The sequence below is a fragment of the Gluconacetobacter diazotrophicus PA1 5 genome (assembly GCF_000021325.1).
Classification (GTDB): domain Bacteria; phylum Pseudomonadota; class Alphaproteobacteria; order Acetobacterales; family Acetobacteraceae; genus Gluconacetobacter; species Gluconacetobacter diazotrophicus.
The window spans coordinates 3,426,838-3,442,016 of record NC_011365.1 but is presented as its reverse complement, the minus strand read 5'-3'; the positions used below and the strand labels follow the sequence as shown (position 1 = coordinate 3,442,016).

At 67.1% G+C, this 15,179-nt stretch carries 16 protein-coding genes and 3 tRNA genes; 13 read left to right on the top strand and 6 right to left on the bottom strand.

What is annotated here, in order from left to right:
* Positions 1-32: 32 nt before the first annotated feature.
* The 10 genes from GDIA_RS15770 to GDIA_RS15725 all read left to right on the top strand — a co-directional run bounded on the left by GDIA_RS15770 (position 33) and on the right by GDIA_RS15725 (position 6,302).
* A complete protein-coding gene (locus GDIA_RS15770; RefSeq protein ID WP_012227639.1) occupies positions 33-398 on the top strand; it encodes a tRNA-binding protein in 366 nt (121 codons plus the stop codon).
* Positions 398-880 carry a xanthine phosphoribosyltransferase gene (gpt, locus tag GDIA_RS15765; RefSeq protein ID WP_012554777.1) on the top strand — a complete coding sequence of 161 codons (483 nt, stop codon included), beginning with the start codon at positions 398-400 and terminating at the stop codon, positions 878-880. The genes GDIA_RS15770 and gpt overlap by 1 nt, the downstream gene beginning before the upstream one ends.
* An 8-nt stretch (positions 881-888) precedes the next feature.
* On the top strand, positions 889-1,839 hold the full coding sequence (locus GDIA_RS15760) for an N-acetylmuramic acid 6-phosphate etherase (protein ID WP_012227642.1): 951 nt from the start codon (positions 889-891) through the stop codon (positions 1,837-1,839).
* A 14-nt stretch (positions 1,840-1,853) separates the two neighbouring features.
* Positions 1,854-1,930 (top strand) — tRNA-Pro (locus GDIA_RS15755).
* A gap of 26 nt (positions 1,931-1,956) precedes the next feature.
* Positions 1,957-2,262, top strand: coding sequence for an ETC complex I subunit (locus tag GDIA_RS15750; RefSeq protein ID WP_012227644.1), 306 nt, complete (start codon positions 1,957-1,959; stop codon positions 2,260-2,262).
* A gap of 61 nt (positions 2,263-2,323) precedes the next feature.
* Positions 2,324-2,400: transfer RNA gene (locus tag GDIA_RS15745), tRNA-Arg, on the top strand.
* 733 nt (positions 2,401-3,133) lie between these two features.
* A complete protein-coding gene (locus tag GDIA_RS15740; RefSeq protein WP_012554776.1) occupies positions 3,134-4,474 on the top strand; it encodes an MFS transporter in 1,341 nt (446 codons plus the stop codon).
* A gap of 121 nt (positions 4,475-4,595) precedes the next feature.
* A tRNA-Ser gene (locus GDIA_RS15735) sits at positions 4,596-4,685 on the top strand.
* Between the two features lie 60 nt (positions 4,686-4,745).
* Complete coding sequence (locus GDIA_RS15730; protein WP_012227649.1) at positions 4,746-5,546, top strand: ABC transporter permease; 801 nt, start codon at positions 4,746-4,748, stop codon at positions 5,544-5,546.
* Between the two features lie 9 nt (positions 5,547-5,555).
* The gene (locus tag GDIA_RS15725; RefSeq protein ID WP_012554775.1) at positions 5,556-6,302 is read left to right on the top strand and encodes an ABC transporter ATP-binding protein; all 747 of its coding nucleotides are present in this window, start codon (positions 5,556-5,558) and stop codon (positions 6,300-6,302) included.
* Positions 6,303-6,344: 42 nt separating this feature from the next.
* On the opposite strand, the gene GDIA_RS15720 is transcribed toward GDIA_RS15725, so the two are convergent.
* The 4 genes from GDIA_RS15720 to metX all read right to left on the bottom strand — a co-directional run bounded on the left by GDIA_RS15720 (position 6,345) and on the right by metX (position 10,578).
* Entirely contained in the window at positions 6,345-7,616 is a 1,272-nt protein-coding gene (locus tag GDIA_RS15720) for a DEAD/DEAH box helicase (protein ID WP_012227652.1), read from the bottom strand.
* 258 nt (positions 7,617-7,874) lie between these two features.
* On the bottom strand, positions 7,875-8,801 hold the full coding sequence (locus tag GDIA_RS15715; protein ID WP_012227657.1) for a glucosamine kinase nucleotide-binding domain-containing protein: 927 nt from the start codon (positions 8,799-8,801) through the stop codon (positions 7,875-7,877).
* A 4-nt stretch (positions 8,802-8,805) separates the two neighbouring features.
* Positions 8,806-9,411, bottom strand: a complete 606-nt coding sequence (metW, locus tag GDIA_RS15710) for a methionine biosynthesis protein MetW (protein ID WP_012227659.1) — start codon at positions 9,409-9,411, stop codon at positions 8,806-8,808.
* A 3-nt stretch (positions 9,412-9,414) separates the two neighbouring features.
* Positions 9,415-10,578: a homoserine O-acetyltransferase MetX gene (metX, locus tag GDIA_RS15705; RefSeq protein ID WP_012554774.1), complete on the bottom strand. Its 1,164-nt coding sequence runs from the start codon at positions 10,576-10,578 to the stop codon at positions 9,415-9,417.
* Between the two features lie 237 nt (positions 10,579-10,815).
* Here metX and GDIA_RS15700 point away from each other — a divergent pair, with 237 nt between their 5' ends.
* Positions 10,816-11,247, top strand: a complete 432-nt coding sequence (locus GDIA_RS15700) for an OsmC family peroxiredoxin (protein WP_012554773.1) — start codon at positions 10,816-10,818, stop codon at positions 11,245-11,247.
* Between the two features lie 34 nt (positions 11,248-11,281).
* Here the strand turns inward: GDIA_RS15700 and aroC are convergent, their stop codons facing one another.
* Positions 11,282-12,355, bottom strand: a complete 1,074-nt coding sequence (gene aroC / locus GDIA_RS15695) for a chorismate synthase (protein WP_012227664.1) — start codon at positions 12,353-12,355, stop codon at positions 11,282-11,284.
* A gap of 43 nt (positions 12,356-12,398) precedes the next feature.
* The gene (fabI, locus tag GDIA_RS15690; protein WP_012554772.1) at positions 12,399-13,238 is read right to left on the bottom strand and encodes an enoyl-ACP reductase FabI; all 840 of its coding nucleotides are present in this window, start codon (positions 13,236-13,238) and stop codon (positions 12,399-12,401) included.
* 147 nt (positions 13,239-13,385) lie between these two features.
* Here fabI and pdxH point away from each other — a divergent pair, with 147 nt between their 5' ends.
* Both pdxH and GDIA_RS15680 read left to right on the top strand, forming a co-directional pair.
* On the top strand, positions 13,386-14,042 hold the full coding sequence (pdxH, locus tag GDIA_RS15685; protein WP_012554771.1) for a pyridoxamine 5'-phosphate oxidase: 657 nt from the start codon (positions 13,386-13,388) through the stop codon (positions 14,040-14,042).
* A gap of 89 nt (positions 14,043-14,131) precedes the next feature.
* On the top strand, positions 14,132-15,016 hold the full coding sequence (locus GDIA_RS15680; RefSeq protein ID WP_012227668.1) for a universal stress protein: 885 nt from the start codon (positions 14,132-14,134) through the stop codon (positions 15,014-15,016).
* The last annotated feature ends 163 nt before the right edge of the window (positions 15,017-15,179 follow it).

Below are 15,179 nucleotides of genomic sequence, written 5' to 3'. Positions count from 1 at the left end.
CAAAACCGCCGCCGCGCGGGCAAAACCGTCCCATGACAGACATCGCCCCATCCACGCCGCTGCCCATGACGGATATCGAGACGTTCTCGCGCCTCGATATCCGCGTCGGCACCATCGTGGAGGCCAGGCCCTTTCCCGCGGCGCGCAAGCCGGCCTGGCAGCTCTGGATCGATTTCGGCCCCCGGATCGGCATCAAGCAGTCGTCGGCCCAGATCACGGTCCATTACACGCCCGATACGCTGGTCGGGCGCCAGGTCTGCGCCGTGGTCAATTTTCCGCCGCGCCAGATCGGCCCCTTCCGCAGCGAAGTCCTGACCCTGGGCATGCCCGACGCAAGGGGCGACGTCGTCCTGATCAAACCCGACCTGACCGTGCCTGACGGAGGAAAGCTGTTCTGATGGCCACCAACTACGCAACCGTCACCTGGGACCAGCTTCACCGCGACGCCCGCCTGCTGGCCGAAACCCTGATCCCGCGCGGGCCGTTCAAGGGCATCGTGGCGGTCACGCGCGGGGGCCTGATCCCGGCCGCCATCATCGCCCGCGAAATCGACTGCCGCCTGATCGAAACGATCTCGGTCGTGACGTACGACGAGGAAGAACAGGGCAAGCCCACCGTCCTGAAGGCCCCGGCGGCCGCGGGTGACGGCGAGGGCTTCCTGATCATCGACGACCTGGTCGATTCCGGCGTGACGGCACAGATCGTGCGCCAGCTCCTGCCCAAGGCGCTGTTAGCCTGCCTGTACGCCAAGCCGTCGGGCCGGCCGCTGACCGACCTGTTCGTGGTCGAGGTCCCGCAGGACACCTGGGTGCTGTTCCCCTGGGACACCGCGCCCCTGTTCATCCCGCCCCTGGCCCGCAAGTCCGGCACGCCGGGCTGATCCGCCCGATGCCCCCCGCCCCGCCGCCGTTCGTTCCCGGGACCGAAGCCTTCAACCCGGCGACCGAGGCCCTGGATACGTGGCCGGTCCCGGTCCAGGTCGCGACGTTGTGGGAGGGACAGATGAACGCGGTGGCGGCCATCCGTCCGGCACTGGCCGCCATCGCGGCGGCGGTCGAGGCCGCCCTGCCCCGCCTGCGCGCGGGCGGGCGGCTGGCCTATGCCGGCGCCGGCAGTTCGGGCCGGCTGGCGGCGCAGGACGGCGCGGAACTGGAACCGACCTTCGACTGGCCCGCCGCGCGCACGATCCTGCTGGTTGCCGGCGGCCCCCGCGCCCTGACCGAAGCCGTGGAAAACGCCGAGGACGATACCGACGCCGCGCGACGGGACGTCGACGCGGCACGGCTGGGCCCGGATGACGTGCTGATCGCGCTGGCGGCCAGCGGGCGCACCCCCTACACGCTGGCCTGCGTCGATGCGGCGCGGGCGGCCGGCGCGCTTGCGATCGGCATCGCCAACAGCGCGGAGGCCCCGCTGCTGGCACGCAGCACCTGCCCGGTCCTGGTCGAGACCGGGGCCGAGGCCATCGCGGGTTCGACGCGCATGAAGGCCGGCACGGCGCAGAAGATCGTGCTGAACCTGCTGTCCACCGCGATGATGATCGGGCTGGGCCGCGTGCATGCCGGCCGGATGGTGGACATGCGCGCGCGCAACGAGAAACTGCGCCACCGCGCGGTGCGCATGGTACAGGACGTGACCGGCTGCACGGCACCGGAGGCCGCCGACGCGCTGGCCCGCACCGATGGACGGGTCAAGCCCGCGATCCTGGTGGCGCTGGGCCTGACGCCGGACGAGGCCGCGGGCGCTCTGGCCCGCCATGACGGCCGCCTGCGCGGGGCTCTCGGCTCCGTGACGGAAAAATTCCGCCCGGTGCTTGCCAGCGCGCGCAAGGACTCATAGCTTCCCCGCAGGTTCGGGGCGTGGCGCAGCCTGGTAGCGCGCGTGTTTTGGGTACACGAGGCCCCCGGTTCGAGTCCGGGCGCCCCGACCAGCCGGAAGAAAGGGGAGCTTCATTCCATGCGGGCCCGAATCTACAAGGAACCGAAAACCGCGACCCAGTCCGGTCAGGCGAACACCCACGAATGGGTCCTGGAATACGGCCAGACGCAGCCGCGCCAGCAGGACCCGCTGATGGGCTGGACCGGCAGCCGCGACACGCGCTCGCAGGTCCGCCTGCGTTTTCCGAATCGCGAAACCGCGGTCGCCTACGCCGAACGCCACGCCGTGCCCTACGACCTGGAACTGCCGGTTGCACGCGTCCGCAAGCCCAAACTCTATGCCGACAATTTTCGGTACGACCGGGTCCAGAACTGGACGCACTGAGTCCGCTCTGGCACAAGACCCCCCTGGCACCGGCCCCTTTGGCACCTGCCTTCCGTCTCGCGCGCCCTTAGCTCAGTTGGATAGAGCAACAGCCTTCTAAGCTGTGGGTCGCTGGTTCGAATCCAGCAGGGCGCGCCAGAGCCGGCGACCAGCGGCAACGGCAGACTTCGACGGGCGGCAAATGCCCCTGCCCCGGTGGTTTCCCCCCAATGTCACCCCGCCTTGTTCCGCCACGGCCATGCCGGCGGACCCACGCGCACGCGTCACCGGGGCGCCGGGGCGCCGGGGCGCCTTTCTTTATTTCGTGAATACTTCGCGAAATAAAGAAAGAAATGGCGACAAAATTCACGATTAAGATAGAAAATATATTTTTACAGTAAATAATATATCAATACAAGAAAGCGCTTCCGATTTTTAATTGATATTTATTTGTGCACATCAAATAAAATTGCACGCAGCCGTTCTGAGTTTCGTCGGAAATCGTGGCATTTTTTCTACCCAATCACGATATTTTCATATATTGTGATCAACAACCGCACAGGAATGAAAGGAGTTTCGCTCCATACCTCCGTCTATTCACGCGATATTCCGCGTGGCTCGACGCGTTCTCTTCCGGATCGGGGTCCCTGATTCCGGATTTCCATTCGTGTTCGATACATGGATGGCCGTTCCTGTGCCTATACCTGTTCTGACGGGGTCGTCAGGGCACGGGACCCGCTTCAGCGCCATCGGCGCGCATCCCTACATGATGATTTCGAGATGTCACGTCTCGCCAGACCGCATCATCGAACGCAGCTTGCATCGATGCTTCGTAATGAGGCGAAGCCCCTCACCGTTATGTTGGCTGCCTGTTAAAGAGGAGTATCTCCCCTTGACGCAGACAGACGTTCTGTCCGCCCGCCCCTCCTTTGCCGAGAAGCTCGGCATTCCGCGACCGCTCCTGTGGGGGTTCGTGGGATTGCTGCTGTTCATGGTCGGCGATGGGGTCGAGGCCGGCTATCTGGCCCCCTATCTTGAAAACCACGGCATGTCGTCGCGCGACGTCGCGTTCCTCTTTACCGTCTATGGCGTCGCGGTCTCGCTCTCCTCGTGGCTGTCCGGCCCGCTGTCCGACCTGTGGGGCCCCAAGCGGGTCATGTGGATCGGCCTGGCGATCTGGAGCGTCTTCGAGGTGGTGTTCCTGCTGCTGGGCGTGCAGGTCAATTCCTACCGGATGATGCTGATCGCCTATACGCTGCGCGGCCTGGGCTATCCGCTGTTCGCCTACGGCTTCCTGGTCTGGATCGCCGCCGCCACCCCGCCCCGGCAACTGGGATCGGCGGCGGGCTGGTTCTGGTTCGCATTTTCGGGCGGCCTTCCGACCCTGGGTTCGCTGTTCGCCAGCTTCACCATCCCGGTGATCGGCGAAATGGCCACCTTCTGGTCCTCGCTGGGGCTGGTCGTCGCCGGCGGACTGGTGGCGCTGCTGCTGACGCATGAAAAGCGGGGTTCGGCGCGCCTGGCGCCGCGCGACGTTTCGGTGCGCGGCATCTTCTTCGGGTCGATCAGCATCCTGTGGCGCGAGCCCAAGACGTTCGTGGCCATGGTCGTGCGCACCATCGACACGGCGTCGGAATATGCCTTCCTGGTGATCATGCCCAGCTTCTTCACCAAGGTCGTGGGCTTCACGCTGTCGCAATGGCTGCAATTGCTGTCCATCGTGTTCCTCAGCAACATCCTGTTCAACCTGGCGTCCGGCATGCTGGCGGACCGGCTGGGCCACCGCACCGTGGTTTCCATCGCGGGCTGCCTGGGGGCCGCGGTTTCGGTGCCGGTGTTCTACTACGTGCCGCTGGCCCATCACGGCGACTTCCTGCTGGCCGCCCTGGCCGGCATCTTCTACGGCGCGACCGTCGCGGCCTTCGTGCCGCTGTCGGGCCTGGTGCCGCAGATCTGCCCGCAGGAAAAGGCGGCGGCCCTGTCGGCGCTGGGACTGGGTGCCGGCGCCAGCACCTGGGTCGGTCCGGCCATCGTGACCTGGTTCGAATCCTGGCACGGGCTGGAAGGCATCATCTGGATCTTCTCGGGCCTGTACGCCTTCGCCGGCCTGCTGACCCTGTACCTGTCGATCCCGGAACACGCCCGCGACTACGCCCGCAAGGCCGCCGCCAAGGCCAAGGCCCAGCGCGCGCATGGCCAGGACATCTACGAAGGCCGCCCGGCGCTGCACTGACCGCCACCCCCGGCCGGAAACAGGGCCCGGTCCCCCACGGGGGCCGGGCCCTTTTCACGTGCGCCCCCGCCCCCCGCCACCTCTGGACACCCGCGGGAAACCACGATAATCCCGATCCGAAGGAGAGGTGGCCGAGCGGTTTAAGGCAGCGGTCTTGAAAACCGCCGTGCGTGCAAGCGTACCGTGGGTTCGAATCCCACCCTCTCCGCCATGAAATGGCTCCAGCCGCTTCCTGAGAACATCCGGTTTTCAATCCGCCCCAGGACAGTCTATGCCCAATAATGTCTATTTACGTCCTGCGCTGACAGATATTGTTCACAGCCTTTCCCAATGGCAGATATCCTGGCTTCTCGGCATCGGCGACATCAAGCAGCGTTATTCGCGCTCCAAGCTGGGGCAGTTCTGGATCACCATGAGCATGGTGGTCTTTATTGTTGCGATCGGCGTCGTCTACAGCTTCCTGTTCCATCAGTCGATCCACGACTTCCTGCCTTACGTGGCCTGCAATTACGTCGTCTGGAACCTGATTTCGGGCGGGGTGATGGACAGTTCGACCGCCTTCGTGCAGGCGCAGGATTATATCCGGCAGACGAAGATCCCCCGCTCCGTTTTCGCGTTACGGGTATTGGTCAGGAATTGCATATTCTTCCTGCATAATTTCCTGATCATTCCCGTCGTTTTTATTGTCATGATGCATCCTGTTTCCTGGACTGTCCTGCTGGCGATCCCCGGTGTGATGTTCATCATGGGGTGCGGATTTTTCACCTGTCTTTCCATCGGCGTGATCTGCACGCGCTTCCGCGATCTGCCCCAGATCGTCCAGAGCCTGATGCAGTTGCTGATGTTCGTGACCCCGGTGATGTGGCCGGAAAGCTCGCTCGCGCCGCAGGTGCGGGCCATGATGGCCTACAATCCGTTCACGGCGATCATGCACATGGCGACCGAGCCCCTGCTGGGAACCGTGCCGAGCCTGCAGGAGTACATGGTCGCCACCCTGGCCTTCCTTCTTCTGATGGTCGGGGGTCTTTGCATTTTCGCCCGCTTCCGGGCGCGGATCGTCTACTGGCTGTAACGGTGATCGATGGCTGAAATCATACTGGACCACGCGTGTGTCGAATTTTCGATCTACAACGCACGCAGCCGCTCCCTGCGCAACGACCTGATGAAGCGGGTGGGCGGCCATCTCGGCGGGTCCCCCAAGGATGACCGGGTCGTGGTCCACGCCCTGCGCGACATCAACCTGCATCTGCAGGCCGGAACGCGCCTGGCCCTTGTCGGGCATAACGGCGCGGGCAAATCGACCATGCTGCGCCTGCTCAGCGGCGTGTACGAGCCCTCGGCCGGGCGGGCCGTCATCACGGGGAAGGTGTCGTCGCTGCTGGACCTGTCGATGGGCATGGACGTCGAGCAGACCGGGCGCGACAACATCATCCTGCGCGCGGTCTTCCTGGGCATGACCTTCACCCAGGCCAAGGCGCTGGTCCCTGAAATCGCTGAATTTTCGGAATTGGGTCCCTATCTGGACCTGCCGATGCGGACCTATTCCAGCGGCATGGCCATGCGGCTGGGGTTCGGGGTGTCGACGGCGATCCAGCCCGACATCCTGCTGATGGATGAAATGATATCGGTCGGCGACGTCCGCTTCGCCGCCAAGGCGAAGGCCCGGCTGCAGAAGCTGATGGAACAGGCGCGGATCCTGGTCATCGCCTCGCACCATTCCGAGACGCTGCGGGAATATTGCGACCGGGCGGTATGGCTCCAGGAGGGCCGCATCGTCGCGGACGGCCCGCTGGAAGACATCCTGGCGCGCGCCCACGCGCCGGACTGAAGGGGGCGTGACCGGGCCCGAGGGCCCGGTCACGCCGGTCCGTCAGGCGACGCGGCGTGCCCCGCCGCGATGACCGCCACCCTGGCGCTGCTGGTGGCGTCCGCCACCGCCGCCGCCCCGGCCACGGCCGCCACCGCCGCCCAGCACCGGCGGGCGCAGGGTGGAATTCTCGGCGGCTTCGGAGTGGTAGGGATGTTCCTGCACCACCGGAATCTTCTTGCCGATCGCCTTTTCGATGTCGCGCAGCCACGCCCGCTGCTCGGCATCGCACAGCGACACCGCCCAGCCGTCGCGCCCGGCGCGCGCCGTGCGGCCGATGCGGTGCACATAGCTTTCCGGGACGTTCGGCAGGTCGTAGTTGAAGACATGCGTCACGTCGTCGACGTCGATGCCGCGCGCCGCGATGTCGGTCGCCACCAGCACCTTGACCGCGCCGGAGCGGAAGCCCGCCATCGCGCGTTCGCGCGCGCCCTGCGACTTGTTGCCGTGAATCGCCTCGGCGATGATGCCGTGGTCGTTCAGGAATGCAGCGACCTTGTTCGCCTCATGCTTCATCAGGGTGAACACCACGGCGCGCTCGACCTTGGGCGAGTCCACCAGCAGTTGCAGCGCCGCGCGCTTGTTGTCGGTATCGACGAACATCACCGCCTGGCGGATACGATCGACCGTGCTGGACGGCGGCGTGACCTGGACGGTCGCCGGATCGCGCAGCAGGCCGTGGGCCAGGTCGGCGATGCTCTTGGGCATGGTGGCGGAGAACAGCAGCGTCTGCCGGTCGCGCGGCAGTTCCGCGACGATGCGGCGGATGTCGCGGACGAAACCCATGTCCAGCATCCGGTCGGCCTCGTCCAGCACCAGCACTTCCAGGCCCGACAGGTCGATATGCCCCTGGCCCATCAGGTCCAGCAGGCGGCCCGGGGCCGCGACCAGCACGTCGACGCCGCGGCGCATGGCCTCGACCTGCCGCCCCTGGCCGACGCCGCCGAAGATCACCGTATGGCTCAGGCGCATATGGCGGGCGTAGGATTTGAAGCTCTCGTCGATCTGCGACGCCAGTTCGCGCGTCGGCGCCAGGACCAGGACGCGCGCGCCCTTGGGGTTGGCGCGGCGATGATGGGTCAGCAGCCGCTGCAGGATCGGCAGGGCGAAGGCCGCCGTCTTGCCGGTTCCGGTCTGCGCCAGGCCCAGCAGGTCACGACCGGCCAGCAGGTGCGGGATGGCACCGGCCTGAATGGGGGTGGGGGTGGTGTACCCTTCCTCATTCAGCGCACGCAGCAACGGTTCGGCAAGCTGAAGGTCGGCAAATGTGGTCATGAAGCGCCTCCGGGCACCTGAAAATGGCCGGATTCCCCACGACAGGATGAGCATCCGGAACAGACTTGAAAGAAAATACGAATCACGGCTCGCAATCCCGCATCGCAGGTCGCGCTGTCATTCACCGTGGAAAGCGGGTCAGAAGGGATGTCTTGTCCGTCCAATCCGTGCCCCCCGCATCAAAAGGCACGTGCGTACAAGTCAGCATGCGGGACAGGCGGGGTCCGTCCACCGGCGGCCTTCTACCCGCTTGTCGCCTCATCCGCAAGCCTTTTCCCCATGCAGGCGACGGGCCAGCGCCAGCGCACCCGCGACGGCATCCCCCCGCGCCGCCGCCAGGCAGGCCCGGCCGGGCGGCGGCAGATAAGGCAGCAGGACCGGCGCCAGCCCGCCCAGCAGGCAGCACGACAGGGTCCGGAAGCCCTCGGCATCCCGCAGCGCGGCCAGCAGGTCGCCCAGTTCCGCCCCGGCCCGGGCCAGCAGGGTGCGCGCCTGCGCGTCGCCTTCGGCCGCCATGGCCACGACCAGCGGCGTCAGGCGGGCGAAGTCGGCGGGACGGGCACCGACCGCCCAGACCATCGGGTCCGTGCCCCGTTCGGCCGTGCCCTCCTGCACCAGCCGCGCATGAATGGCGTCGGTCAGGGCCGTGCGCGGCGCGCGTCCGTCCCCGGCGCGCAGCATCAGGCGCACCGCCTCCAGCCCGATCCAGGCGCCGCCACCCTCGTCGCCCTGCGGGAACCCCCAGCCGCCGACCCGGCGCGTCCGCCCGCCGGCGACGGCGAATCCCACCGTCCCGGTGCCGGCGGCAATGATGGCGCCGTCATCGCCGCCATGGGCCCCCAGGCACGAGGTATAGGCATCGGTCACGATGTCGATCCGTGCGAACAGCGCCGGCAGGGCCAGGAAGCGCGCGACCGCCCCCGCGACCTCGGCCCCCGCCAGGCCCGCCCCCGCCACCAGATGGCAGGATGACGGCGGCAGTCCGGCCCGGACCATCGCCTGGTCCAGCGCGTCGCGCACCGACCGCCAGCCCTGTTCGGCATCGGTCGCGATATTGGCCGGGCCGCCGTCCCCTTCCCCCAGGACGACCCCGTGGGGCGTGGTCAGGCGCAGGCGCGTCCGCGTGCCCCCGCCGTCGATCCCGGCCAGGACGACGCGGGGCACCGCCCCGCCGGCACGCTCCACCGCGTCAGCCTCCCTGGCGCCGCAGCAGGAACAGCGCCTGTTCGCCGAAGATGTTGGCCAGGCGGATCGACCGGCGCCAGGGGGCGCGCTCGCCGTCCTCGTCCACCGCCATCCATTCCTCGACCACGTATCCTTCCTCACGGCACAGCATCAGGAAATCGAGGATGGTGCAGGGATGGATGTTGGGCGTCTTGTACCACGGCGTGCTCCAGACCGTGGTCATCGGCATCCGCCCGGTGGTCAGCAATTTCAGCCGCAACTGCCAGTGACCGAAATTGGGAAAGGACACGATGGCGTGCCGTCCGATGCGCAGCATCTGGCGCAGCACCTCGCGCGGGCGTTCGACGGCCTGCAGCGTGCGCTGCAGGACGACGTAGTCGAAGGCATGGTCGGGATAGTGCGCCAGGTCGTGGTCGGCGTCGCCGTGCATCACCGGCAGGCCGTGCGCGACCGACCGCGTGACCTCCTGCATGTCGATCTCGATGCCCTGCGCGTCGCAGCGGCGGGTGCGGAACAGGTAATCCAGCAGCGCGCCGTCACCGCTGCCGATATCGAGAACCCGGGTGCCGGGCTGGATCATGTCGGCGATCAGCCGCTGGTCGAGACGCATGGTTCAGCCGATCCGCGCATGTTCGGCGGCGCCGGACAGGAAGCCGCGCACCGTGCGATCGAAATCCGGCTCGTCCAGCAGGAAGGCGTCATGGCCCTTGTCGCTCTCGATCTCGACGAACGACACGTTGGCGGCGGCGCGGTTCAGCGCGCGCGCCAGCAGCCGCGCCTGCGAGGTCGGGAACAGCCAGTCGGACGAGAACGAGACGATGCAGAAACGCGTGCGCGTTCCCTGGAACGGCCGCGACAGGTCGCCGTCATGATCGGCTCCCAGGTCGAAATAATCCATGGCCCGCGTGATGGTCAGGTAGGAATTGGCGTCGAAGCGCCGCACGAAGGACGAGCCCTGGTGCCGCAGATAGCTCTCGACCTCGAACATCTCGCCGAACAGGGACAGCGGGTTGGCCGGACCGTACGGGTCGCGCCGCACCCGCCGGCCGAATTTCCGCGTCAGCGCCTCTTCGGACAGATAGGTGATGTGCGCCATCATCCGCGCGACCGCCAGCCCCCGCGCCGGGACGGCCTCGCGTTCCCAGTAGCGGCCACCATGCCAGTCGGGATCGGCGAAGATGGCCTGGCGGCTGACCTCGTTGAACGCGATGTTCTGGGCCGAATGGAACGGCGAGGTCGCGATCGGCATCGCCGCGAACACCATGTCGGGGAAGGTCGCGGCCCATTCCAGCACCTGCATCCCGCCCATCGACCCGCCGACGACGGCGAACAGCCGCCGGATGCCCAGATGGTCGACGACCAGCTTCTGCGCGCGGACCATGTCGCGGATGGTAATCGGCGGAAAATCGGTGCCCCACGGCTCCGCCCCCTCGCCTTCCATTCCGGTGCGCGAGGACCGCGGCCCGGTCGAGCCCATGCACCCGCCCAGCACGTTCATGCAGATGACGAAGAACCGGTCGGTGTCGATCGGCAACCCGGGCCCCACCATGCGGCTCCACCAGCCGGGCTTGCCGGTCAGGGGCTGGGTATCGGCCAGGTACTGGTCGCCCGTCAGGGCATGGCAGACGACGATCGCGTTATCGCGCGCCGCCGACAGGGTGCCGTAGGTCCGGTAGGCGACCCGCACCGGCGCCAGGCGGAATCCGCATTCCAGCGCCAAACCTTCGGGAAACAGCAGATGGTCGTGTTCCAGCGGGGTGGGAAGGGTCTGATCCATTGCGTGGGCCGGCATTCCGTCGCGAACGATTGCAGGGCACGGACAGGCCGGCGGCGCAGGCAATGTCCCTGTCACGATTGGCTCGTCCTATGGCACCAGCGCCCGCCGCACGCAACAGTTGGATCGGCATCCCGGCCGCGGCGCTTCACCGGATCGTGTGCGGCCCGCCCGCATCACCCCGCACGGCGGGGCGTTATGGTCTGACGCGCAAGCGGCAACCATGAAGGATTCCAGACCATGACCATCAAGAAATACGGCACCGCCCAGTGGCAGGGCGGACTGAAGGACGGCAAGGGCACCGTTTCGACCGAAAGCGGCGCGCTGTCGGCCCACCCGTACGGCTTCAACACCCGCTTCGGGGACGTCAAGGGCACGAACCCCGAGGAACTGGTCGGCGCCGCCCATGCCGCCTGCTTCGCCATGGCGCTGTCCAACATCCTGGGCGAGGCCGGGCTGACCGCCAGCGCGCTGGACGCCAAATCGGTCGTTTCCCTGGACAAGCAGCCCAACGGCTTCGCGGTCACGGCGGCGCACCTGACGCTGACGGCGACGATCCCCGGCACGACCGACGCCCAGTTCCAGGAACTGGCCGCCAAGGCCAAGGCCGGCTGCCCGATTTCCAAGCTGCTGAAGGCCGAAATCACGCTGGAAGCGACGCTGAAATCCTGAATCCGGCCTTCCGCGCGTCGCCTCCGGCGCGCGTTTACGGACCGACCTGCGCGCGATGGCGGAGGAAATGGTCGGCGAGCACGCACGCCATCATCGCCTCGCCCACCGGTACCGCGCGGATGCCCACGCAGGGATCGTGCCGGCCCCGGGTCGAGACCTCGACATTCTCCCCGCCACGCGTCACCGAGTCGACCGGGGCCAGGATCGAACTGGTCGGCTTGACCGCGAACCGCGCCACCAGCGGCTGGCCGGTGGAAATGCCACCCAGCACGCCGCCCGCGTGGTTCGCGCCGAAGGTCAGGCGACCGTCCACCATGCGCATCGGGTCGGCATTCTCCTCGCCCGTCAGTTCGGCGGCGGCGAACCCGTCGCCGATCTCGATGCCCTTGACGGCATTGATGCTCATCAGCGCCATGGCCAGGTCGGAATCGAGCTTGCCGTAGACCGGCGCCCCCCACCCGGCCGGCACGCCCTCGGCCACGATTTCGATCACCGCGCCGATCGACGACCCGGCCTTGCGCACGGCGCCCAGATATTCTTCCCACACCGGCACCATCGCCGGATCGGGACAGAAGAACGGGTTGGTGTCCACCGCGTCCCAGTCCCAGCGCGCACGATCGACCCGATGGGCCCCGATCTGCGTCAGCGCGCCGCGAATCCGTACGCCCTCGCCCAGGACACGGCGCGCGACGGCGCCCGCCGCCACCCGCATCGCGGTTTCCCGCGCCGAGGACCGGCCGCCCCCGCGATAGTCGCGAATGCCGTATTTCAGGTCATAGGCCACGTCGGCATGGCCCGGCCGGTAGCGTTCGGCAATGTCGCCGTAATCGCGCGAGCGCTGGTCGGTATTGCGGATCAGCAGGGAAATCGGGGTGCCGGTGGTCTGCCCCTCGAACACCCCCGACAGGATTTCCACCGCGTCGGGTTCCTGGCGCTGGGTGGTGAATTTCGACTGGCCGGGGCGGCGGCGGTCCAGCCAGGGCTGGATGTCGGCCTCGGACAGGGGCAAGCGCGGCGGACAGCCGTCGACGACGCAGCCGATCGCGGGGCCGTGGCTCTCGCCCCAGGTCGTGACGCGAAACAGATGGCCGAAACTATTGTGCGACATGACCCGACGCTCCCCGCTTTTCCCCGGCGCCCCGGGTGCCTTCTCAGTCGCCCGAAACGCTGATGTCGGGCGCCGTGGGGTTCTTCATGCCCACGATATGGTAGCCGGAATCGACGTGGTGGATTTCGCCGGTCACGCCGCCCGACAGGTCGGACAGCATATACAGCCCCGCGCCCCCGACCTCGTCCAGCGCCACGTTACGTTCCAGCGGCGAGTTGTACTGGTTCCACCTCAGGATGTAGCGGAAATCGCCGATCCCGTTGGCGGCCAGCGTCTTCATCGGTCCGGCCGAAATGCCGTTCACGCGAATCCCGTCGCGGCCCAGGTCGGCGGCCATGTAGCGCACCGAGGCCTCCAGCGCCGCCTTGGCCACGCCCATGACGTTGTAGTGCGGCATGACCCGTTCCGCCCCCAGATAGGACAGGGTCAGCATCGATCCGCCCGCCTTCATCAGCCGCGCCGCCCGCTGCGCCACGGCGGTGAAGGAATAGCAGGAGATGTCCAGCGCCGTCAGGAAGGCATCGCGCGGGGTATCGACATAGCGCCCGCGCAGATACTGCTTGTCCGCCCAGCCGATGGCGTGGACCAGGAAGTCCAGCCCCCCCCACTCTTCCTCGATCCGGGCGAAGGTCGCATCGATCGCGGTGTCGTCGCCCACGTCGCAGGGCAGCACCAGCGACGATCCCACGCGTTCGGCCAGCGGGCGGACCCGCTTGCCCAGCGCCTCGCCCTGATAGGTGAAGGCCAGTTCCCCGCCCTGTGCCGCAACCGCGCTGGCGATCCCCCAGGCGATCGAATGGTCATTGGCGACACCCATCACAAGCCCGCGCTTGCCCTTCATGAGGGTGCCGGTGAGCGGGGCTTTGGGCGTGCCGTCTGACATGATAGGATCCTCAGAATGGAATATGGCATGATCGGATTGGCGCCGTGGTTGCACAAGCAGGCGCGTGGGACAAGATCCGAGCATGACTAGGTACCCTGTTTCGCGGGCATCGTGGCAAGCGGGCCAGGCAGGAATGGAACGGATGGCATGACGACCCCGCACGGCGACCCTGGGCAAAGCGACCTCGGCCCGCAGGCCCATCTGGGGCCGCTGATCGATCTGGGCGCGGACCCCTTCGCCCTGTTCGCGGCATGGATGCGCGACGCCGAGGCCGCGGAACCGGTCGATCCCAACGCGATGGCCCTGGCCACCGCCACGCCGGACGGCCGCCCCTCGGTGCGGATGATCCTGCTGAAGGGCGCGGACCGGCGGGGCTTCGTCTTCTATACCAACCTCGAAAGCCGCAAGGCCGGGGAACTGACGGAAAACCCGCACGCCGCGTTGCTGTTCCACTGGAAGAGCGTGGCGCGCCAGATCCGCATCGAGGGATCGGTCGAACGCGTCAGCGACGCCGAGGCCGATGCCTATTTCGCCAGCCGTTCGCGCATGTCCCGACTGGGCGCCATCGCATCCGACCAGTCGCGCCCCCTACCCGACCGCGCGATCTTCGAACATCGCCTGGCGGACCTGGAAGAGCGCTACCCCGACGGGGACGGCGCCATTCCGCGCCCGGCGAACTGGTCGGGTTTCCGGCTGGTTCCGGACCGAATCGAGTTCTGGCAGAACCGCCCGCATCGGTTGCATGATCGGGCCGTCTGGCGCCGCGCCGAAACGGGATGGGAGACGACGCGTCTCTATCCCTAGTTGGGCCCTGGTTGGGCGGGAGAGACGGCCCGATCCTCGCGAATTGCACCATCGAACGGCGACGTTCTTCGGAGTCTGGAGAAAAGAATTTGAAAAACATACAGAAAGTCCTCCTGCCGCTGAGTGGAACGTCCAATGCCGAGGCCGCGCTGGCCACCGGCCTGCTGTTCGCCCGTCAGTTCGGCGGCCATGTCGCGGCGCTGCATGTCCGCGCCGACAGCCGCGACGTGGCCCCCCTGGCGGGCGAGGGCCTGTCCGGCGCGATGGTCGAGGAAATGATGTCGGCGGCCGAGCGCGAGGGCGCGCGCCGGTCGCTGGCCGTCCGCGAACTGTTCGACCATTTCACCGCCGGGAACGAGGTCACCGTCACCGGCCCCATTCCGCCCTTCCACACCAACCCGGTAGGCAGCGCCACCGCCAGCTTCGTCACCATGACGGGCCGCGAGCACGAGGTCATTACCTTCCGCGCCCGGCTGTGCGACGTCACGGTGGTCCCGCACCCCGATTCCGGCGATGAAGTGTCGTCGTCCGAAACCCTGCACGCCATCCTGTTTGACAGCGGCCGGCCCGTGGTCATCGCCCCGCGCCGGGCGCCCGCCACCGCCGGACGGCGGATCTGCATCGCCTGGAACGGCACGGCCGAGGCCACGGCGGCGCTGCACCATATCCTGCCCTGGGCGGCCGAGGCCGAGGCCGTGCGCATCCTGTATTCCGGCGACTACCAGCGCCGGGGCCCCGAGGCCCGCCACGCCGCCGACTACCTGGCCATCCACGGCATTCATGCCGACCTGCTGGAATTCGGCAATACCGGGGAAACCGTGGGTGCCTCCCTGCTGTCCGCCTGCCGCGAGTTCAACGCCGACATGCTGGCCATGGGCGCCTATTCCCATTCCCGGCTGCGCCAGCTGATCCTGGGCGGCGTGACGCGCCACGTGCTGGAAAATGCCGAACTGCCGGTGTTGATGAGCCGTTAATACCGCCCATAATCCAGCCCGTCATGGGTGGCATGCGAATATACTACATTACCTTTGCGTATATTTCGCTTGAACCTCGCGCCGGAAATGATTAAGTCCCTCTTCAAAGCACGATCATCGATCGTGCATTGAGGGATGTGGATCTGAACCGTGCGCATAGACC